Genomic DNA, 19,675 nt, shown 5'->3' with positions numbered 1-19,675 from the left:
TAAGGCTAATGTCACAAGAGATAAGCCGTTTACAGATAAAGCGATTGCGCCCAAAGCGTTAATCGCTTTATTTTTGAGTAACAAATCGAGTAGTGAACTGTTATTCTATTTATCAAGAAATTATGCGTTCACTTACTCATTTTGGAGACCAGTTTGGATAAATCAGCTTATTTAGATGCAATGGGTGTATCTCGTTGGCGCAGTGCTGATGCCAAAGGTAAGCCTTATCTTATTATTCAAGATTCTGATACTGATATTTCTCAGCATGCCATTGTCCTAGAGGTTTTGGGGTTACTGAGTGTAGACCTGAACGATTGCGAATTTGATACTGAGATGGTCAAAGGAATGCAAGTGGTCTGGGATATGCGCAAATTAAAGGTGCGCCCTAGAGTCGCTTGGCTGGTATCTGCACCATTAGCAGCTCTTGAAACAGGTCATCAAGCTAAGCGCGAATTATGGCAACAGATATACCAACACCTTGCTAAAGCCGCAGCCTAATTAAATCCTTATTTTGATAAAGAACCGCTTTGGTAAATAGCAGTTCGGATAAAGAGATTTCTAATCTTTATAGCCAGCTTACAGCCATCTTAATCGTGATTTCAACAGTGGTAACAGTTAACTATTTTTTAAAAAAAAACTATTTTAAGAAATCTATTTTAAGAAACCTATTTTAAAAACTATGTCAGAAACAAGCTCTCCCTCGAATTCTATAGTGATTATGCCTCTTAGCCCTGAAAACGCTGCTGAGATGTCTAGTGTTGAAAACCAGGCTCACAGTCACCCTATGAGCTTATCCAATCTAGAAGACTGTTTTGGCCGCCTGTATCGCGTTTTTGGTGCTTACGAAGGTGAACAACTTATTGGTTTTGCGATAGTGCAGCAAATAGTTGATGAGCTGACTTTGTTAGATATTTGCATCAATCCGCAGTTTCAAGGTAAAGGCTTAGGTTTACACTTGCTGAACCATATTATTAGTGATGCAAAACAGCAGGAGGCTGTGATTGTCATGCTTGAGGTGCGTCAGTCTAACCAAGCGGCAATAGGCTTATATCAAAAACTGGGCTTTGTAGAGTCAGGTCGTAGAACAGGCTATTACCCTGCTGAGTCGGGTCGTGAAGATGCGATTCTAATGGATTACAGGCTTTAGATGTTCTTTGGTTTTCTATGACTCTCTATGACTCTCTATGACTCTCTATGACTGTCTTTGACTTTGTTTTAACTTATTGGCTATGCCTTAGCTTGTTAACTATTTCTTGAGCAGTGATTTAATGCATTTACCGATGTAAAAGCCACTTTAATATAAGGATAAAAATGAGAGACTCATTAAGAGCTAAGATTATTCAAGTTTGCGATAAGAAAATAGCCTCAAAAGGCGATAATGTTGGTTTATCTTTTTATGCTTTTTTTGCCAACAAAAATGACAATCCTGAGCTATTGATGGAAGCCGCTACTTGGTGGATTGAAACTCATCGACTTGATCATTTTGTTAAGGCAAAAGAGATTAAAGCCATGGTTGAAAGCGGTTTGTAACTTGAGTCGTTTTATTTAGGCAAATAAAAACGGCGCATAAAGCGCCGTTTTTTTACGAGGGAAAAAGCTTATTTCACTTCTTTACCTTGAGCTTGTAAATCTGCATGGTAGCTTGAGCGAACTAAGGGGCCGCAAGCTGCATGGGTAAAGCCAAGTTCATCAGCCAAGTCTTTTAATGCATCGAACTCAGCTGGCGGCACGTAACGTTCAACCGGTAAATGGAACTTAGACGGCTGTAAGTACTGACCTAGAGTGAGCATTTCAACATCGTGTTTACGTAAGTCACGTAACACATCTGCGATTTCTTCGTTAGTTTCACCTAAACCCATCATTAAGCCAGATTTTGTTGGCACATCAGGGTGACGCTCTTTAAAGCGTTTCAGTAAATCTAATGACCATTGATAGTTCGCCCCAGGACGCGCTTTACGGTAATGCTTAGGCGCAGTTTCAAGGTTATGGTTGAACACATCAGGTGGCTCAGTGGCAATAATATCGAGCGCTGCATCAATACGACCACGGAAATCAGGGACTAAAATCTCGATTTTAATTTCAGGGTTAAGTACGCGGATTTCACGGATGCAATCTGCAAAATGTTGTGCGCCGCCATCACGTAAATCATCACGATCCACTGAGGTAATAACCACATACTTAAGCTTCATGTCTTTGATGGTTTGAGCTAACTTTTTAGGTTCGGCTGCGTCTGGCTTAAGCGGACGACCATGGGCAACATCACAGAAAGGGCAACGACGAGTACAGATAGCACCTAAGATCATAAAGGTGGCTGTACCGTGGTTAAAGCATTCAGCGAGGTTAGGGCACGATGCTTCTTCACAAACTGAGTGCAAACCATTTTTACGTAATGCTGATTTAATCTCAGTAATACGCTGGTTTGATGCAGGTAGCTTTACGCGTAACCAGTTTGGTTTGCGTAACATGGTTTCCTTTTCAGAAGGAACCACTTTTACTGGAATACGTGCGACTTTTTCGGCATCACGCAGTTTTACACCAGGTTGTAATCTTTCAGGCCTATTCATATTATTCTGCTAATCCTTGATGATGTACAAGTTCTTGGTAGCCCAATACTTTGCTTAATGTTTGAATCAGTTTGTCGCCAGCATCGTTAACGGTTTGAGGGCCGCCTAATGCTTTGCATTGCACCATTTCAAGACCCGCGTAACCGCAAGGGTTAATGCGTTGGAACGGTGCTAAGTCCATATCGACGTTAAGTGCTAGACCATGAAATGAGCAGCCTTTACGAATGCGAAGCCCTAGTGAGGCAACTTTACGTTCATCGACATAGACACCGGGAGCGTCAGCTTTGGCATAGGCGTTAACGTCATACATTGCCAGCATATCAACAATACTTTGCTCAATGTTATTAACTAACTGTCTGACGCCGAGTTTACCGCGTTTTATGTCGATAAGTGGATAGACAACTAACTGGCCCGGCCCGTGATAGGTCACTTGGCCACCACGGTCAACTTGGATCACTGGGATATCACCTGGATTAAGGATGTGCTCGCTTTTGCCTGCTTGGCCTTGGGTGAATACGGGCGAGTGTTCAACAATCCATAATTCATCGTTGCTTTCGCTGTCACGATTATCGGTATAAGCCTGCATTGCATGCCATACGGATTCGTAATCTTGGCGACCAAGATGTCTGATGTGTAACGCTTGAGTTTGCAAGGGCAACCTCTCCCCTCAAAAAAGTTGGCTTATTATACGCACCTAGCAGCAAAATGACATCAAAGTGTTAGCTTGATCACATTTTGCTCATGGTTAAAGTACGCGATTCACGCCTTCGATTGCCGCAAGGTCGGTATAAACCTGCTCGATATGCTCTTTGCTGGTCACAGTAATGCGGATTGAAATCGCATAGTAAGTGCCTTTGCTTGATGCTTTCACAGTCGGTGCATAGTCACCTGGAGCAAGCTGTTGCGCTACTGCAACAATGCGATCCGCTAGGGTATCATCGGCAGTACCAATCACTTTGAATGGGCAAGAATTCGGAAATTCCATTAGTTCGCCAAAGTTTGTTTCTAACATGTGTTTGCTCTCTGCAGTTGTAATATGTGCTATCTGTTCTATATGGGGTAATTATACTGTAATACAAGGCTTATAACACAGAGTCTATGCATTTATCCTAAGCATAAAAAATTAAAGCCACCCGAAGGTAGCTTTAATTATTAGATTCTCTACTGGTACTGATTAACTAAACCAGCCTTCAAACATTTGCTTGAAGTAATCCATCAGTTTGCTAAACCAGCTACCTTCGTTAACTTCATTAAGTGTAACAAGTGGGAACTCAGCAATATCTTTACCATTAAGTTGGAAGAAGATACGGCCTACAGTTTCGCCTTTAGCTAATGGCGCTGTTAGTGGTTTAGTTAGCTCGAAGTTTGCTTCTAGGTTTTTCGCTTGACCACGGTTAATGGTAATAGGCGTATCAGTTACTACACCTAAATCAACGTTTTCACGATCGCCGTACCAGATTTTCTGGGTGACAAAAGTATCACCCGCTTTATACGGCGTGATTGATTCAAAGAAACGGAAACCATAGTTAAGCAGTTTTTTACTTTCAGCTTTACGCGCTGATTCACTGTTTGTGCCCATCACTACGGTGATTAAGCGCATACCATCATTGGTTGCTGAAGAAACTAAGTTATAACCAGCGCCTGAAGTATGACCGGTTTTAATGCCGTCAACGTTAAGGCTGTTATCCCACAATAAACCGTTACGGTTATATTGTTTGATACCGTTAAACGTAAACGATTTTTCTGAATATACACGGTATTCATCAGGAACGTCGCGGATTAAGGCTGCGCCTAACAAAGCCATGTCATAAGCCGTGGTTTTGTGATTGTCTGAATCTAAACCATGAGAGTTTTCAAAGTAACTTTGGGTCATGCCAAGCTGCTTTGACCATGAATTCATTAAATCAACAAAGCCATCTTCTGTACCAGCAATATGCTCAGCCATTGCAACACAAGCATCGTTACCTGATTGAATGATGATGCCACGGTTAAGGTCTTCTACAGTGACTTTCTTGCCAACTTCGATAAACATTTTAGAAGAGTCTGGGAAGTTTTTAGACCAAGCTTTTTTACTGATGGTCACTTCATCTTCTAGTGAAATATTACCTACCTTAACTTCGTGACCAATCACATAGCTGGTCATCATTTTAGTTAAGCTGGCAGGGTTTAGCGATTCGTAGGCATTGCTTTCAGCGATAACACGGCCTGAGTTGTAGTCCATTAAAACGTAAGCTTTAGCGGCAACTGTTGGTGCATTTGGCATAACCATGGGTGCATTGGCTGCGTGAGAAGATAAAGATACAGCGGAAAGCAGCAGCAAAGATTTAAGCGGAGTGTTAACAATATTCTTCATTGAGTTTGCACATCTCTGGTCAGTCGTGAAAGAAGTAAGGTCGTTTATCAATTATTATCTATATTACAGCTGGTTAAATAAAAAGTAGCTAACTACTTTAGCTGATTTACATAGTGATACGACATAATTAAAAAGATTATACCATTAGTCGACCTCAATTTGGCATTAAGGTTCCTTAACACAGGTTATTAACTGAAGTCGGATGTCATATTTACAATCTTTAAATTTGATTACAAAGTTGAATTAAGCGCGACTACTTTTTTGTTGGCGCTCTTAAATAACTTTGTGGGTAGCCATCTTGTTTGATTTGCAGCAATAATTTATTCGCAAGATAACTTTGACCAATGGGGCCAAGTAACAAGCGATAAAAACCATTAGCAGACTCAACAGTAGCTGGCACTTTATATTTTGCTTCAAGCTCTTTGGCGAGCACATTGATCCTTACTTGATCTTTAGAGGCTACCACTTGGATGATATGCACACTGTCATCTTTGAGTTCATCCAATGCCATCGACTCGGGTGATTCAATGTGGATGGTTTCAATATTCACCTTAGCGGTGCCATTTCCAAGCATGTCGAGTTTATAAGCGGCGGCATAGGATAAATCTATGATGCGACCTTCATGAAACGGGCCGCGATCATTCACACGTACAATCACTTGCTTATTGTTCGCTTCGTTAGTGACTTTAACGTAACTAGGCAAGGGTAAAGTTTTGTGCGCCGCAGACATAGAATACATGTCGTAGGTTTCGCCATTGGAAGTTAAATGACCGTGAAACTTAGAGCCATACCAAGAAGCATAACCACTTTGGCTAAAGTCTTTGGCACTCGGCATCACAGTGTAGGATTTACCACGGACAGTATAGGTGCGTTTATTACCTTGGCGGCTATAAGGTTCGTATTTAGGATGCGCATCTTCAACTTTACTCACATCTGGAGCACTTTGCGGCGCGCGATCGTTTTTCATTTGATAACGGTCATCTTGACTAGTAGAAGATGAACTTGAACAAGCACTCAGTAGCCCCAGTAAGCTTAATGTGCTGATGCTCAAAATCGTTCTTTTTAGCATTGATGAATTAATCAGATTAATTAGCATGGTAAGCGGCTTCTAACTGTTGGCTAAACTGATAAACCGCCATAGCATATAACGGGCTGCGGTTATAACGGGTGATCACGTAAAAATTATTTAAGCCTAACCAGTATTCTGTCGCTTCTGGTTGATCCAATTTCACGAGTAAAGCACGTTGAGATGCATCGATGTCTTTCGCTTTTGCAAGGCTCAAGGTTGGCGTTAAAATGTCGGCAACGGTTTGAGTTGGTTTTCCTTTCACCCACACTTTGGCTTTTGGTGCTGTATCTACAGTGTGGTTAAGCTCTAGCGTCACAGGTGCGCCGCGCTGCCAACCATGTTGGTGGAAGTAGTTAGCGACACTGCCAATGGCATCTTGTTTATTATTCAATAAGTCACGACGACCATCGCCACTGAAATCAACAGCGTAATGGCGATAGCTTGATGGAATAAATTGGCCAAAGCCCATAGCACCAGCGTAAGAACCTTTTAGGTTGTCATTATCTAATTGTTCTTCTTTAACCAATGACATTAAGTTGCCAAATTCACTGCGGAAAAAAGTCGCTCTTGGTGGGTAATAAAACCCTAAGGTGTATAACGCATCTTGGACTTTATAGTTGCCCATATAGCCGCCATAAAAAGTTTCGATACCAATAATAGCCACAATGATTTGCGGGTCTACTTGGAATTTATCTGCAGCATTGTTGATGGTTTCAGCATTGTCATGCCAAAATTCCAAGCCTTTTTCTAAGCGTTTGTCAGTCAGAAAAATGGGATAGTATTGATGCCAAGGCTTAGCTTCCCAAGGTTTAGATATTGCATCTAACACAGCTTGATTATGATTTGCTGTTGCGAGGAAATCTTTGACTTCTTGCTCTGAGAACCCTTTATTTACTTGGTCACTAATAAAGGCCTGCTTGAGCGCCGTCACTTCTGAACTGTCCGCGGTGTTTATCTCAGTTGCTTGGAGACTTGAGCAACTCAGTAGTAAGGCTAAACCAGCAGCGAATGTCGTTTTTAAATGCATTAACAATCCTTTTGTCATGTTTGTTTTATCATATTGGCATTATTTGTAACCTGCCTAAAGCCGAATATACAGCGTAAAGCTTAACGGTCTATGAATCGTCGATGAGTATGAATACTCATTAATATGCCAAAACCAATCATCAAGGTCATCATTGATGTACCACCATAACTGACTAAAGGTAACGGTACACCAACAACAGGTAAAATGCCCGATACCATGCCTATATTCACAAAAATATAAACGAAGAAGGTTAAGGTAATACTGCCTGCAAGTAACCTTGCAAAACTGGTTTGTGCACGAGATGCAATCACTAACCCACGGCCAATAATATACATGTAAAGTGCAAGTAAGATTAAACTACCAATTAGGCCAAACTCTTCACCAACCACTGCAAAAATAAAGTCGGTGTGCCTTTCAGGTAAAAACTCTAACTGAGATTGCGAACCTTGTAGCCAACCTTTGCCCCATAAACCACCAGAGCCAATTGCAATTTTTGATTGGATAATATGGTAACCCGCGCCTAGGGGATCTCGCTCAGGATCAAATAATGTCATGACCCGTGTGCGCTGATAATCATGCATTAAGAAAAACCACAATATCGGCAGTAATGCCAAAACTGCAGCGACACAGGAACCGACAATAACCCAACTCATGCCTGATAAAAACAATACAAAAACACCAGATGCCGCAACCAAGATTGAGGTACCTAAATCAGGTTGTTTGGCGATCAATAAGGTTGGGATTAATAAGATAACTAATCCACCGGCTAAATGACGTTTTTTAGGCGGCAGTGGAAATTTACTGATATACCACGCCATGGTAATAGGGAAGGCAAGCTTAATCAGCTCTGATGGCTGGAACTCCATAAAACCTAAGTTTAGCCAGCGCTGTGCCCCTTTGTTAATGGTGCCAAAAAAGTGTACTCCAAGCAGTAATATGATGCCTGCTATGTAAATAGGCAGTGCCCAACGCCGCAATATTTCAGGATTTATTTGCGCAAAAACAAACATGACAAACAAAGACAAACTGAGTCGTACTAGCTGTCTTTCCATCATGGCTGCGTCTTCACCACTGGCGGAATAGATTACGAATAGCCCGAATACCATTAAGGCTAATAAGCCGAGAAGCAAAGGTAAGTCTATGTGTAATTTTTGCCAAATATTCTTTTTATGGGGGTGGTGTGAGGCATTCATTCTGCCACCTTCCATTCGTCACGTAACATATATTCGTCCAATAAGGCGCGGGCAACAGGGCCTGCGTTAACGCCGCCCCAACCGGCATTTTCTAGCACTACTGCGAGGACTATTTTAGGGTTTTCATAAGGGGCATAAGCAATGATTAATGCATTGTCTCTAAGATGCTCTGCAATCGTGTCTGAATCATATTTTTCATCTTGCGCAACACTGAATACCTGAGCTGTACCGGTTTTCATTGCGGCAGTGTATGTGGCGTCAGTAAAGCGCGATTTGTGCGCTGTGCGGCGCATCGCCTCGTTAATAATTTCCCAATTATTATCATCATTTAGGCTGATGGGTTCTCGTTCATCAATTGGGGTGTCTATCTTAGAGGTTTCATCTTTGAATGATTTCAGCAAATGCGGTGTGAAGCGTGTACCACGATTAGCCAAAATAGTGGCTGCATTGGTTAGTTGTAGTGGCGTTGTGGTCCAATAACCTTGACCAATACCCACTGAAATGGTGTCACCAATATACCAAGGCTGGTTATAGCGCATGCGTTTCCAATCTTTGGACGGCATAATGCCATTGGCTTCTTCATAAATGTCGATACCACTTGGCTCACCAAAGCCAAATTTGGACATAAAGGCTGCCATTTTATCGACACCGACTTTGTAGGCAAGGTCATAAAAAAACGTATCGCAAGAGTCCATGATAGAGCTATAAACATCAACCCAGCCATGGCCCCAGCGTTTCCAGTCACGATACTTTCGTTCAACGTTAGGAATTTGCCAAAAGCCAGGATCCCAAATGCGGGTTTTCTCTGTAATGGCTTTCTCTTCGAGGCCTAACAAGGCGACATGGGGCTTAATGGTTGAAGCTGGAGAATATTGCCCTTGAGTAGCACGGTTAATAAGCGGTCTAGATTTATCATTTAATAATGCGCTATAGGCTTTTGAACTAATACCATGGACAAATAAGTTAGGGTCATAGGTAGGGCTTGATACCATGGCAAGTACACCACCATCTTGGGGATCGATTGCCACCACTGAACCACGACGTCCATCGAGTAATTCCATGGCTTTTTGTTGCAGTTTTAAATCTAAAGTTAAGTAGATATCTTGCCCAGGTGTTGGCGGCGTGGCTTTTAAAGTGCGAATAACACGGCCACGGTTGTTCACTTCTTCTTCTAAATGCCCTGGTTTTCCAAGCAAGAGGCTTTCATAGTATTTTTCAATGCCTTGCTTACCAATGTCATTGGTTGCAGCATAATTTTTCCATTGGCCTGATTTTTCAAGTGAGGTTCTATCTCGGGCATTAATTTTACCCACATAACCCAGTACATGGGTCATGAGACCTTCATAGGGATAATGGCGTTTAAGGCCTGCTTCGACTCTAAAACCTGGGAACTGATGTTGATTAACACTGAAGGTAGCAACTTGCTCTTCAGTCAGGCGAGATTTAATCGTCAATGGTTTGAAGCGGCGATGATAGCGAAGTCTTTCAGTGATAGTTTCACGCTCATCTGCACTTAATTCAATATACTCGTTAAGTTTATCTAGTGATGCGCTTATGTCTTTGGTTTTTTCAGGAATAACTTCAAGAGTATAAAATGGTTGGTTTTCAGCGAGTAACTGACCGTGTCGGTCATAGATAAGTCCACGACTTGGTGCTACAGGTACAACACGGATACGGTTATCGTTTGAGCGAGTTTCATAATCTTGAAATGAGACAACTTGCAACTGATACAAGTTGGAAAGCAATATGCTGATTAGGATAAACACGCACAGGAAAGTAAACAAAGCACGACGTTTGAATAGCGACGCCTCGGCAGCGTGGTCGTGCATGGCAATGCGCTTTTTTGGCGACACTTAAGCTTTCTCCGATAGGTTCAGGCTGACAAATTCAGCTTAGCTATATTAGCTGAATTAACTTCACTTTTACCAGAGGTTTACCGATTAGGCTTATTCTCTGTGGTAGGGATGGTTGTTATTTATGCTCCATGCTCGGTAAAGGCTTTCTGCAACCAAAACGCGAACTAATGGATGGGGTAGCGTGAGGGCTGATAAACACCAACTTTGACTAGCGGCAGCTTTGCAATCAGGTGCAAGGCCTTCAGGACCGCCAATCAACAAACTGACATCGCGGCCATCAAGTTGCCATTTACTGAGTTGCTGAGCAAGCTGGGGAGTCTCCCAGTTCTTGCCTGGCAAATCTAGGCTTACAATGTGATTGCCTTTGGGCACAGCTGCTAGCATAAGTTCGCCTTCTTTTTGAAGAATGCGTGCTATATCAGCATTTTTACCGCGCTTCCCAGCAGGGATCTCGATGAGTTCTAACGCCATATCTCGAGGGAAACGACGTTGATACTCTTCAAACCCGCGGGTGACCCAATCTGGCATCTTAGTGCCAACAGCAATCAGTTGTAACTTCATTAGGCGTCGTTTTCAGTCCATAGCTTTTCTAGGTCATAAAATTCGCGTGTTTGCTGCTGCATCACGTGTAAAATTACGCCACCTAAATCAACGAGTACCCATTCACTGCTATCACGGCCTTCAACACCTAATGGTTGGTTACCAGCAGTTTTAGCTTCAACAATCATGTTTTCTGCAATAGCGCGAACATGAGTTTTTGATGTACCAGAACAAATTACCATGTAATCAGTAATGTGTGATTGGTTTGCCACGTCTAGTACCACAACGTCTTTGGCTTTCAGGTCGTCGATCTTATCGACAACAAAATCTTTTAATTCCGTGCTCTGCACGTCACTTACCTCAATATGTAAAAATAACGGAGCATTATACGCAAAATACCCTAGCTAGCGCAATTGAAGCCGTGTTCAATTAAGCATCTAAAATCGCTTTTACTTATTTTGGTACAGATGATGCTCACAAATGTATTGTTGGATCACAAAGGGCAGCATATTAGCGATCTCTGTGTTAACAAATACTTTCGTGTTGTGCGTTGTTTTTTGTTGTTCAAAGGGGACATTTTTGAGGAAACGACGAATTTCTGTTGAGGAAATATCCTGCAAGCTAACATCGACAGGGAATATTTTTCCCGTTTTAGCTAATGCGGGCACTTTTGTATTTTGAATTAACAAATCCGCCATCGGGCTGTTTTTGTCTAATTGCCAACCTGGACGCTGACAGACAACTAAGTGACATAAATTAAAAATGGATTGCCACTGGTACCAAGACGGTAGGTTGATGAACGAGTCAGTGCCCATGATGAAATAAAACTGATGCTGAGGATATTGTTGTGTTAGCAGTTCCAGTGTCGTTGCGCTATATGACGGCGTATCGCGATTAATTTCAATATCGCACACTTCAAAATGGTCATATTGCTGGCAAACAAGTCGAGCCATCGCTAAGCGGTGTTGGCTGCTGACTTGGGTAGTCTGTTTGTGCGGTGGAATATGATTGGGCATTAACCAAATTTTATCGAGCCCAAGTTGCTGCTGAACTTCTATAGCGGGTTTAATATGACCGAAGTGAATTGGGTCAAAGGTGCCACCTAATAACCCAATTTTCATTCCTGCTCGATGATGACTATTGCTCAAAATGGGGCTCATGTTTGCAGTTCTATATGCGCTAAACGCCGATGAGCATTAGGATCAAACAGTAAGCATAAGTGGCTCATAGCAGTCCAATCTTCAATACCATGTTGTTTAAGGTTCATTTCCATTTTTGACGCAAAGGCCAGCATGTGTTCAATTTGGCTGAGGGTTAAGCGGGTTAAAGCCGCTTGGTATAATGGCTTACGTTTATCCCAAATCCGATGTTGTTGCCATAAACTATTTAGTTGAGCGCCTTGTTCTACAGCAGTCTTAAGATTGAGTAATACATTAAGCTCTTTAAATAGCGCCCACATCAAAATTGGCATTGCAGTGCCTTCGCCATTGAGCTGCACCACCATATGCTGAGCATGTTTTTGATGATTACCCAGTAAGGCATCTGTCAGTTGAAACACGGTAAAGCGAGATTGATCTTCAAAATAATCAGTTAAATGATCACTATGAATTGGCTCATTAGGGCTAAGTAACTGCAGTAATTGTAATGCTTGTTCTGCTGCGAGCAAATTACCTTCAAACAAGTTAAACAGCATGGCTTTTGCATCCATCTGTACGTGTAACTTGTAATGACTAATACGGTTATCTAACCAACGCTGAAATTGCTTACCTTCTGGCGTAGTACAAGGTAAGTAAATGCCTGCTGCATCGAGAGTTTTAAACCACTTACTTTTTGTTTCAGCAGAAAGCTTAGGCCCATGAATTAATAAGATGATGTCAGGGTTGGGGTTTTGCATCATCGAAATGAATGCAGCAGAACCTTCAGTGCCAGGTTTTGCCTGAGGTAGAGTGAGTTCGATAATGCGGCGACTGGCAAACAAACTCATGGATTGCCACTCTTGAATCAAATCATTCCAACTAAAACCGGTTTCTTGGGTTAGGTGAACACGTTCATCAAATCCGTGTTTTTTAGCCGCCGTTAGAATCTGTGCTTTACAGTTTTCAATCAGCCATGGGTCATCACCGAAGAGTAAGTAACAGCCTTGAGGGTTTTTAAGATGTTGGCTTATTTGATCTGGGTAAACCCGCATTAATTCACCTCAATGGAGGCCAGAGTTTGAATAATATTGTCGGCGGCCTGAATACGCATTTCTTTGACCAACATTTCCATTTCACGACTTTTTGCTAATGCTGTACGTGGATCGTCTTGATAGTCACGACGAATTTCTGTTTGGAATATTTGTGGTTCAGACTCAGGTAGTGTGAGTGAGTAATTCACTAAATAAATAAGTTCGTATTCAGCGACGTTACCTGTCGGGTATAGAGACAGTGTTGCACGCTCAAGAGAATCATTTACCAGTCTAAGGGTAGGCGTGGTATCTGATGCTGGAACCGTTGAAATAGCATGAATACGTAGGCGATCGCTGACTAAACGTGACAGTTCACTGTATTGATCGTTGGTGCTTAAATGCAATTCTTCAAGTTCGACTGGAATAGAATAACTGCGTTGTAATTTAAAGCCGCAACCTGCAGTGGTTAATATAACCAGTGCCATCATTGCCAAGCTAATGCGTTTTATTAGCATCACTAGTATCGGCATCCTTTTACTTAACTTTTAAATAGAATTTATTGCTTTCGCAACCCTGATAGTAGATTACAGGGAAATAAGAAAGGTTGCTAATCAATAGCAACCTTTCTGTTGGTATAAGCAATGTGTGATGCATTTGGCTGTTACTTTTGAAATAACAGCAAACGCACCATTATCGTTTACTTAGCAACGATATTTAACAGCTTACCCGGGACGTAAATAACTTTACGAACGGTGACGCCTTCAACAAACTTCAGCACATTCTCATCAGCTAAACCAAGGGCTTCAACTTCTTCTTTAGAAGCGTCAGCAGCAACAGTGATTTTAGCGCGAAGCTTACCGTTAACTTGTACGATGATAAGTTTGCTGTCTTCAACTAATGCTGATTCATCAACTGTTGGCCACAAGCTGTCTTCGATATCTGTTGTATTACCTAAAGCAGTCCACAAGCTGAAACTTGTATGTGGAATGATTGGGTAAAGTAAACGAGTCACCGCGGTTAATGCTTCTTGCATTAGGGCACGGTCTTGCTCATTGGCAGACGGTGCTTTTTGCAATTTGTTCATTAATTCCATGATCGCAGCAATCGCAGTGTTGAACATTTGACGACGCTCAATATCATCGCTGACTTTGGCAATGGTCTTATGCAGTTCACGGCGTAGTGCTTTTTGATTGTTGTCTAGGGCTTTAGGGTCTAATGCAACCACTTCGCCTTGGGCAACATGATCGTGTGCCGTTTTCCAGAAACGCTTAATGAAACGGTGCGCACCTTCAACACTTGATTCTTGCCACTCAAGGGTTAATTCAGGCGGCGCTGCAAACATCATAAATAAACGGACTGTGTCAGCACCGTATTTATCAACCATTTCTTGTGGGTCAATACCGTTATTCTTAGACTTCGACATCTTGCTCATGCCGGTGTAAACCAGTTCATGACCTTCGCTGTCGATTGCTTTGACTACACGGCCTTTGTCATCAGTTTCTTGAACTGTTACATCAGCTGGTGAAACCCACACACGTGCGCCTTTCTCGTTGTTATAGTAATAAGCATCTGCCAATACCATACCTTGAGTCAATAAGCGTTTTGCTGGCTCATCAGAGTCAACTAAACCGATATCACGTAATAATTTGTGGAAGAAACGGAAGTACAGAAGATGCATACAAGCATGCTCGATACCACCGATGTATTGATCCACTGGTAACCAGTAGTTAGCTTTAGCAGGATCAAGCATTTGATCTGCATGCGGGCTACAGTAACGTGCGTAGTACCAAGAAGATTCCATGAAGGTATCAAAGGTATCTGTTTCACGCAGTGCTGGTTGACCGTTAACTTCGGTTTTAGCCCACTCTTTGTCGGCTTTAATCGGGCTTTGAATACCGTCCATTACGACATCTTCAGGTAAGATAACCGGAAGTTGTTCAGCTGGCGTTGGCATTACCGTGCCGTCTTCTAAGGTCACCATTGGAATTGGCGCGCCCCAGTAACGCTGACGAGATACACCCCAGTCACGAAGACGGAAGTTAACTTGACGCTTACCTTTGCCTTCAGCAGTCAGTTTGGCATCAATAGCATCAAATGCAGCTTGGAATTCAAGTCCATCAAATTCTGCAGAATTAAACAGTACACCTTTGTCAGTAAACGCAGCTTCACTGATGTCGACTTCGCTATCTGCTGGCTTAATCACAGCTTCAATCGAAAGACCGTATTTTTTAGCAAACTCAAAGTCACGTTGATCATGAGCGGGTACAGACATAACCGCGCCAGTACCGTAGTTCATTAATACAAAGTTACCTACCCAGATTGGCACTTCTTTGCCTGTTAATGGGTGAACAGCATTAAGACCGGTAGCAACACCTTTCTTTTCCATCACAGCCATAGCAGCTTCAGTGGTATCAACGTTTTTACATTCTTCGATGAATGCCGCTAACTCAGGGTTGCTCTTTGCCGCTTGCTCTGCCAGTGGGTGACCACTTGCAATTGCAACATACGTCACACCCATTACGGTGTCAGGACGTGTGGTATAGATATCGAATGTCTCATCACTGTTAGCAACATTAAAGGTCATTTCGATACCTTCACTGCGGCCAATCCAGTTACGTTGCATAGACTTAACCTGTTCAGGCCATTCGTCTAGCTGATCGATGTCATTTAATAGTTCTTCAGCGTAATCGGTGATCTTGATGAACCACTGAGGAATTTCTTTTTGAACCACCTCAGTGTCACAGCGCCAGCAACAGCCGTCTTGTACTTGCTCGTTAGCCAGTACCGTTTCATCATTTGGACACCAGTTTACTGAAGCTGTCTTTTTGTAGACTAAGCCTTTTTCATAAAGCTGGGTGAAGAACCATTGTTCCCACTGGTAGTACTCTGGCGTACATGTGGCGATTTCACGGCTCCAATCGTAACCAAAACCTAATAGCTTAAGTTGGTTCTTCATGTAGTCGATATTTTCGTATGTCCACGGTGCTGGGGCAGTCTTATTATTGATTGCCGCATTTTCAGCAGGTAGGCCGAATGAGTCCCAACCAATAGGTTGTAGAACATTTTTACCTTGCAAACGTTGGTAACGAGCAACAACATCACCTATGGTGTAGTTACGGACGTGTCCCATGTGAAGTCGGCCAGACGGATAAGGGAACATAGAGAGACAGTAGAACTTCTCTTTGTTTTCATCTTCTGTTACTTCGAAGGTTTTTTTGTCTTCCCAGTGCTTTTGCACTAAGGCTTCAATTTCTGAGGGATTATATTGCTCTTGCATCAATCTATTCCGGCCTATGCCGCCCATTGTTTGATCTAACGCTAAAAAGCGCGAGTGAGATCTGCATAGAATAAACTAGAAGTGATGCATTAAAAAGGTTCAGATGAAGGAGTATTTTTTATGAGTGGACGAAGTTCAGCGTTATTAGCGCTTTATCACACGCTTTTTGAGCAAGTTAAGCAGCGTTATGATGAAGATAACTCATTGACAGCAAAGAGCCTTTTTGCATCAATAACCCAGTGTAAAGATTATTTGCAACTCAAATCTGATGCAGGTGAAGATGAGTTAGCTTTAGTAGAAGAATTTTTAAAGCGTGACATTGCAAGTTACCTAAAAGACGAAAATGCCGATAATCTTAGTTATAGCCCAACGGTGATCACCTTAGAAAACACCCTTTGGCACTGGTTAGGTGAAATTACTGACCGCAGCCAAGTTGAGTGGCATGAGATTGCTCAAGATTTCAAACACAAAGGCTTTTATATGTCAGGTGAAGTGATTAATCAGGGCAAAGTGATTTGTACTGAATGTAATCATGAAATGAATATTGAGTTTCCGAGCTTAATTCCTGATTGCCCGCAATGCGACAATGAAATGTTTACCCGAGAATCGTTAGCGCCTTAAATTTTGAGATTGCACATTTAATGGTTACTAGCTGTGTTTAAACGGCTAGCAACCAGTTGTGACATTATTATATTGCGGCCCAGTGGTCGCATTACTGGCTTGTACGTAGTGAAAATAACAATTGTCATCTAACACCTTACCGTCATCATTGAGATCATAGCCGATAAAAGTATCGGCAATACCTTGATACTCAATGACAAAGCCGCCATCTAAAATCAACCAATCTTCAATATCGGTAACCCCATTTAAGACGTGTATTAAAACTGCCATCACCTTCAAGGTCGATATCAAGCAAGTCATCTCTATTGTTGACAGTTTGGGTAGAGAAGCTGCTCATTTGCGAGCGAGCATAGACTAAGTTATTTGCGGATTTTGCACTGGCATTTAGCTGAGATAAACCGCTAATACGGGCTTCAGTGGACATATTGATAAATTTTGGCGCAGCAATAATTGCCAGTATGGCCAAAATAATAATCACCACAACAAGTTCTATTAAGGTAAAACCTTGATTAAATCGTTTCAAGCTCAATCAGGTCTGCCTTTTTTCCAAAGCATGATTTGTTGAGTTAACCCTATCAAAAACAACAAACCACAGAGTAATAATAATGGTGTTTGGCCAATACGTTTAAACCACGTTTCACCGTTATATAACGGAACATCTGCAACTAATACGCCTTGTTTAAATTGCGGGATTTGATGGGTAATACGACCGTGAATATCTACCACAGCTGTTACACCATTGTTGGTTGCTCGAACTAGTGGACGGCCTAATTCAATTGAGCGCATTTGGGCTATTTCCATGTGTTGCAATGGACCAATTGTATCGCCAAACCAAGCATCATTTGAAACCGTTAACAGTAAATCGGTATCTTTATCGATATTGGCGCGCAGTTGCTCAGGAAACACAATTTCGAAGCAAAGAGCAGGGGCTATTTGATAGCCCATGGCATTTAAGTTTTGCTGTTGGTAAGTTCCGCGCCCAAACGATGACATAGGGAGATTAAAAAACGGCGCTAATGGTCTTAACAGGCTTTCAAACGGGACAAATTCACCGATAGGGAGTAAGTGATGTTTTTTGTAATCATTGGTGCCATTGCCTTGATAGTCACCTTGGGGCTGCACTGACTGATTGGCGTTACCCAATACAATAAGTGAGTTATAAAATTCTTGCTGCTGTGTGCTGATAATACCGGTAATGATGGCGCTATCATTCATATTCGCCACTTTATCGGTATTATGTAAAAAATCACCCACCATTGACTCTGGAGCGGGTACTGCAGCTTCTGGCCAGACGATAATATCGGCATCAAAGTTTGGACGGCTTAAATCCATATATTTAAGCAGTGTCGGCCATAACGCATCAGGCTCCCACTTCATGCTTTGTTCGATATTGCCTTGCACTAACGCCACTTTAACGGTTTCGCCGCGAGGGGTAATGTCAGAGATTAATGGTGTAACGATTGTCGCAATGATAATGCTGGCGGTGATGACCGCTGCACTGATAAAACGTTTCTTTAACACTAAAACAATGCTGCCGCAAAACAGAGCGATGAGATAACTTAATCCTAGTGCGCCAATAACGCTGCCAAGTTCAGAAATCGGTCCATGGGTTTGACTGTAGCCAGCCCATAACCATGGGAACCCTGTAAGCACCCATCCACGCATCCATTCAGTTAATACCCAAAGTGCAGGGAATAAACCGAGATACTGAAAGGCATGATGCCAATGTTTAAAGTGCGGATACTGACTAAGTCTTGCGGTGAGATACCCCGCTAATGCAGGGTATAGCGCTAAATAAAATGCCAGTAATGCCATAAGCCCCATTGAAACGAATAACGGTAATCCGCCAAACGTATCAATACTGACATGGACCCAGCTGATCCCAAAAGCAAAACAACCAAAGCCGAAACTTAGCCAATGAAAGAAGTTTTCTTTAGGGGTTAAGTGTCGGCTTTGATAGAGAACAAATATCATTGCCGCGGGGTAGAAAGCCCATATTGCGTAAGGAGCAAAGGCGAGAGTGGTGCTCGCGCCCGCAGCAAAAGCCGTCACCATCTTTAATAGTGATGACTTGGAGATATTTAGTTTTTTAAACACAGTGTTAGTCGTCGTTATCTTCTTGAAGTTTAGGATCTGGTAACTTAACGCTAAGTTGAATTAACCGTCTTGTATCAGCGTTAGTGACTTTAAACTCGATATTATCGATAAGTACACTTTCATTGCGCTCTGGTAAATGACCAAAGGCGTGTGACACTAAACCGCCGACAGTATCAAATTCTTCATCGCTGAATTGAGTACCGCAAGCTTCGTTAAATTCATCAATAGGGGTACGTGCTTTAATCATAAACACGGTGTTACTGATTTTTTTGATTTCCGTATCTTCTACTGAACTATGGTCGAATTCATCTTCAATTTCACCGACGATTTCTTCCAAGATATCTTCAATTGTGACAAGACCGGATACCCCACCATATTCATCGACCACAATGGCCATATGATATCGCTGGGAGCGGAATTCTTTGAGTAGCACATCGACACGTTTGCTTTCTGGAACCACTACAGCTGGCCTGATGACTTGATGCAGTGAGAAAGGTTGGTCTGATTGCTTGAAGCCATACTTAAGCAGATCTTTTGCAAGCAAAATGCCTTCGATATGGTCTTTATCTTCGTTGACTACAGGAAAACGAGAGTGAGCTGATTCTATTACTGTTTTCAGTAATTCATCAACTGTGCTATCGATTTGTAGTGTGACTATTTGGCTGCGAGGGATCATGATATCGCGTACGCGTAATCCTGAAACTTCTAATACGCCATTCATCATTTCACGGGTATCTTCAGTAATTAAATCACGCTCTTCAGCGCCCGCAATGACCTCTACGAGATCTTCGCGATTTTGAGGTTCGCCCTGAAACAACTGACCTATTTTGTCAATCCAGTTTTTTTTACGGGCGTTGGTACTCGGTGGGATGTCGTCACTCATAATATTTTACTAAATCATCGGAGGCATT

Annotated in this window: 20 protein-coding genes and 1 pseudogene; 4 read left to right on the top strand and 17 right to left on the bottom strand. The window is 42.2% G+C overall.

What is annotated here, in order from left to right; all coding sequences use genetic code 11:
- Positions 1 to 153 precede the first annotated feature (153 nt).
- The 3 genes from AB4153_RS04940 to AB4153_RS04930 all read left to right on the top strand — a co-directional run bounded on the left by AB4153_RS04940 (position 154) and on the right by AB4153_RS04930 (position 1,530).
- Positions 154 to 498: a hypothetical protein gene (locus AB4153_RS04940; protein ID WP_371996544.1), complete on the top strand. Its 345-nt coding sequence runs from the start codon at positions 154 to 156 to the stop codon at positions 496 to 498.
- Between the two features lie 220 nt (positions 499 to 718).
- Positions 719 to 1,147, top strand: a complete 429-nt coding sequence (gene rimI, locus AB4153_RS04935) for a ribosomal protein S18-alanine N-acetyltransferase (protein ID WP_371996543.1) — start codon at positions 719 to 721, stop codon at positions 1,145 to 1,147.
- A gap of 164 nt (positions 1,148 to 1,311) precedes the next feature.
- Positions 1,312 to 1,530 carry a DUF6500 family protein gene (locus AB4153_RS04930; RefSeq protein ID WP_371996542.1) on the top strand — a complete coding sequence of 73 codons (219 nt, stop codon included), beginning with the start codon at positions 1,312 to 1,314 and terminating at the stop codon, positions 1,528 to 1,530.
- A 68-nt stretch (positions 1,531 to 1,598) separates the two neighbouring features.
- Here the strand turns inward: AB4153_RS04930 and lipA are convergent, their stop codons facing one another.
- The 14 genes from lipA to leuS form a co-directional block, all read right to left on the bottom strand.
- A complete protein-coding gene (gene lipA / locus AB4153_RS04925; RefSeq protein ID WP_248954396.1) occupies positions 1,599 to 2,564 on the bottom strand; it encodes a lipoyl synthase in 966 nt (321 codons plus the stop codon).
- A gap of 1 nt (position 2,565) precedes the next feature.
- Entirely contained in the window at positions 2,566 to 3,216 is a 651-nt protein-coding gene (gene lipB / locus AB4153_RS04920) for a lipoyl(octanoyl) transferase LipB (RefSeq protein ID WP_102528141.1), read from the bottom strand.
- Between the two features lie 93 nt (positions 3,217 to 3,309).
- A complete protein-coding gene (gene ybeD, locus AB4153_RS04915; RefSeq protein ID WP_102528094.1) occupies positions 3,310 to 3,576 on the bottom strand; it encodes a DUF493 family protein YbeD in 267 nt (88 codons plus the stop codon).
- A 162-nt stretch (positions 3,577 to 3,738) separates the two neighbouring features.
- On the bottom strand, positions 3,739 to 4,917 hold the full coding sequence (locus AB4153_RS04910) for a serine hydrolase (protein ID WP_102528093.1): 1,179 nt from the start codon (positions 4,915 to 4,917) through the stop codon (positions 3,739 to 3,741).
- Between the two features lie 253 nt (positions 4,918 to 5,170).
- Entirely contained in the window at positions 5,171 to 5,986 is an 816-nt protein-coding gene (locus AB4153_RS04905) for a septal ring lytic transglycosylase RlpA family protein (RefSeq protein WP_371996585.1), read from the bottom strand.
- Positions 5,987 to 6,002: 16 nt separating this feature from the next.
- Positions 6,003 to 7,013: a lytic murein transglycosylase B gene (gene mltB / locus AB4153_RS04900; RefSeq protein WP_303518324.1), complete on the bottom strand. Its 1,011-nt coding sequence runs from the start codon at positions 7,011 to 7,013 to the stop codon at positions 6,003 to 6,005.
- Positions 7,014 to 7,093: 80 nt separating this feature from the next.
- A complete protein-coding gene (gene rodA / locus AB4153_RS04895; RefSeq protein WP_102528091.1) occupies positions 7,094 to 8,206 on the bottom strand; it encodes a rod shape-determining protein RodA in 1,113 nt (370 codons plus the stop codon).
- Complete coding sequence (gene mrdA / locus AB4153_RS04890; RefSeq protein WP_371996540.1) at positions 8,203 to 10,059, bottom strand: penicillin-binding protein 2; 1,857 nt, start codon at positions 10,057 to 10,059, stop codon at positions 8,203 to 8,205. Before mrdA ends, rodA begins: the two co-directional genes overlap by 4 nt.
- 93 nt (positions 10,060 to 10,152) lie before the next feature.
- Positions 10,153 to 10,623 carry a 23S rRNA (pseudouridine(1915)-N(3))-methyltransferase RlmH gene (gene rlmH / locus AB4153_RS04885; RefSeq protein ID WP_055025767.1) on the bottom strand — a complete coding sequence of 157 codons (471 nt, stop codon included), beginning with the start codon at positions 10,621 to 10,623 and terminating at the stop codon, positions 10,153 to 10,155.
- Positions 10,623 to 10,952 (bottom strand): ribosome silencing factor, encoded by a 330-nt coding sequence (gene rsfS, locus AB4153_RS04880; RefSeq protein ID WP_102528089.1) that lies wholly within the window; start codon positions 10,950 to 10,952, stop codon positions 10,623 to 10,625. The genes rlmH and rsfS overlap by 1 nt, the downstream gene beginning before the upstream one ends.
- Before the next feature lie 99 nt (positions 10,953 to 11,051).
- Entirely contained in the window at positions 11,052 to 11,723 is a 672-nt protein-coding gene (gene nadD / locus AB4153_RS04875; RefSeq protein WP_303518366.1) for a nicotinate-nucleotide adenylyltransferase, read from the bottom strand.
- A gap of 35 nt (positions 11,724 to 11,758) precedes the next feature.
- Positions 11,759 to 12,790: a DNA polymerase III subunit delta gene (gene holA, locus AB4153_RS04870; protein ID WP_371996538.1), complete on the bottom strand. Its 1,032-nt coding sequence runs from the start codon at positions 12,788 to 12,790 to the stop codon at positions 11,759 to 11,761.
- Positions 12,790 to 13,284, bottom strand: coding sequence for an LPS assembly lipoprotein LptE (gene lptE, locus AB4153_RS04865; RefSeq protein WP_303518363.1), 495 nt, complete (start codon positions 13,282 to 13,284; stop codon positions 12,790 to 12,792). The genes holA and lptE overlap by 1 nt, the downstream gene beginning before the upstream one ends.
- A gap of 182 nt (positions 13,285 to 13,466) precedes the next feature.
- Positions 13,467 to 16,046 (bottom strand): leucine--tRNA ligase, encoded by a 2,580-nt coding sequence (gene leuS / locus AB4153_RS04860; protein ID WP_102528086.1) that lies wholly within the window; start codon positions 16,044 to 16,046, stop codon positions 13,467 to 13,469.
- Between the two features lie 120 nt (positions 16,047 to 16,166).
- Between leuS and AB4153_RS04855 the strand changes: the two genes are divergently transcribed.
- Complete coding sequence (locus AB4153_RS04855; RefSeq protein ID WP_102528085.1) at positions 16,167 to 16,667, top strand: zinc ribbon-containing protein; 501 nt, start codon at positions 16,167 to 16,169, stop codon at positions 16,665 to 16,667.
- 45 nt (positions 16,668 to 16,712) lie between these two features.
- On the opposite strand, the pseudogene AB4153_RS04850 reads toward AB4153_RS04855, so the two are convergent.
- The 3 genes and pseudogenes from AB4153_RS04850 to corC form a co-directional block, all read right to left on the bottom strand.
- Positions 16,713 to 17,196 (bottom strand): annotated as a pseudogene (locus tag AB4153_RS04850) (prepilin-type N-terminal cleavage/methylation domain-containing protein).
- The gene (lnt, locus tag AB4153_RS04845) at positions 17,193 to 18,722 is read right to left on the bottom strand and encodes an apolipoprotein N-acyltransferase (protein ID WP_371996583.1); all 1,530 of its coding nucleotides are present in this window, start codon (positions 18,720 to 18,722) and stop codon (positions 17,193 to 17,195) included. The pseudogene AB4153_RS04850 and the gene lnt overlap by 4 nt, the downstream one beginning before the upstream one ends.
- A 46-nt stretch (positions 18,723 to 18,768) precedes the next feature.
- Positions 18,769 to 19,647, bottom strand: coding sequence for a CNNM family magnesium/cobalt transport protein CorC (gene corC, locus AB4153_RS04840; RefSeq protein ID WP_102528082.1), 879 nt, complete (start codon positions 19,645 to 19,647; stop codon positions 18,769 to 18,771).
- Positions 19,648 to 19,675: the final 28 nt, after the last annotated feature.

It is taken from the genome of Shewanella sp. 10N.286.52.E4 (assembly GCF_041468785.1).
Taxonomy (GTDB): Bacteria; Pseudomonadota; Gammaproteobacteria; order Enterobacterales; family Shewanellaceae; genus Shewanella; species Shewanella electrodiphila.
This window is presented reverse-complemented; position numbering and strand designations above follow the sequence as displayed.

Excerpts from the sequence above, each read along its gene's own strand:
- rimI (WP_371996543.1), top strand. The coding sequence starts at position 719 with ATGCCTCTTAGCCCTGAAAACGCTGCTGAGATGTCTAGTGTTGAAAAC.
- AB4153_RS04930 (WP_371996542.1), top strand. The coding sequence starts at position 1,312 with ATGAGAGACTCATTAAGAGCTAAGATTATTCAAGTTTGCGATAAGAAA.
- lipA (WP_248954396.1), bottom strand. The coding sequence starts at position 2,564 with ATGAATAGGCCTGAAAGATTACAACCTGGTGTAAAACTGCGTGATGCC.
- ybeD (WP_102528094.1), bottom strand. The coding sequence starts at position 3,576 with ATGTTAGAAACAAACTTTGGCGAACTAATGGAATTTCCGAATTCTTGC.
- AB4153_RS04910 (WP_102528093.1), bottom strand. The coding sequence starts at position 4,917 with ATGAAGAATATTGTTAACACTCCGCTTAAATCTTTGCTGCTGCTTTCC.
- AB4153_RS04905 (WP_371996585.1), bottom strand. The coding sequence starts at position 5,986 with ATGCTAAAAAGAACGATTTTGAGCATCAGCACATTAAGCTTACTGGGG.
- mltB (WP_303518324.1), bottom strand. The coding sequence starts at position 7,013 with ATGCATTTAAAAACGACATTCGCTGCTGGTTTAGCCTTACTACTGAGT.
- rodA (WP_102528091.1), bottom strand. The coding sequence starts at position 8,206 with ATGAATGCCTCACACCACCCCCATAAAAAGAATATTTGGCAAAAATTA.
- rlmH (WP_055025767.1), bottom strand. The coding sequence starts at position 10,623 with ATGAAGTTACAACTGATTGCTGTTGGCACTAAGATGCCAGATTGGGTC.
- nadD (WP_303518366.1), bottom strand. The coding sequence starts at position 11,723 with ATGAAAATTGGGTTATTAGGTGGCACCTTTGACCCAATTCACTTCGGT.
- holA (WP_371996538.1), bottom strand. The coding sequence starts at position 12,790 with ATGCGGGTTTACCCAGATCAAATAAGCCAACATCTTAAAAACCCTCAA.
- lptE (WP_303518363.1), bottom strand. The coding sequence starts at position 13,284 with ATGCTAATAAAACGCATTAGCTTGGCAATGATGGCACTGGTTATATTA.
- leuS (WP_102528086.1), bottom strand. The coding sequence starts at position 16,046 with ATGCAAGAGCAATATAATCCCTCAGAAATTGAAGCCTTAGTGCAAAAG.
- AB4153_RS04855 (WP_102528085.1), top strand. The coding sequence starts at position 16,167 with ATGAGTGGACGAAGTTCAGCGTTATTAGCGCTTTATCACACGCTTTTT.
- lnt (WP_371996583.1), bottom strand. The coding sequence starts at position 18,722 with ATGGTGACGGCTTTTGCTGCGGGCGCGAGCACCACTCTCGCCTTTGCT.
- corC (WP_102528082.1), bottom strand. The coding sequence starts at position 19,647 with ATGAGTGACGACATCCCACCGAGTACCAACGCCCGTAAAAAAAACTGG.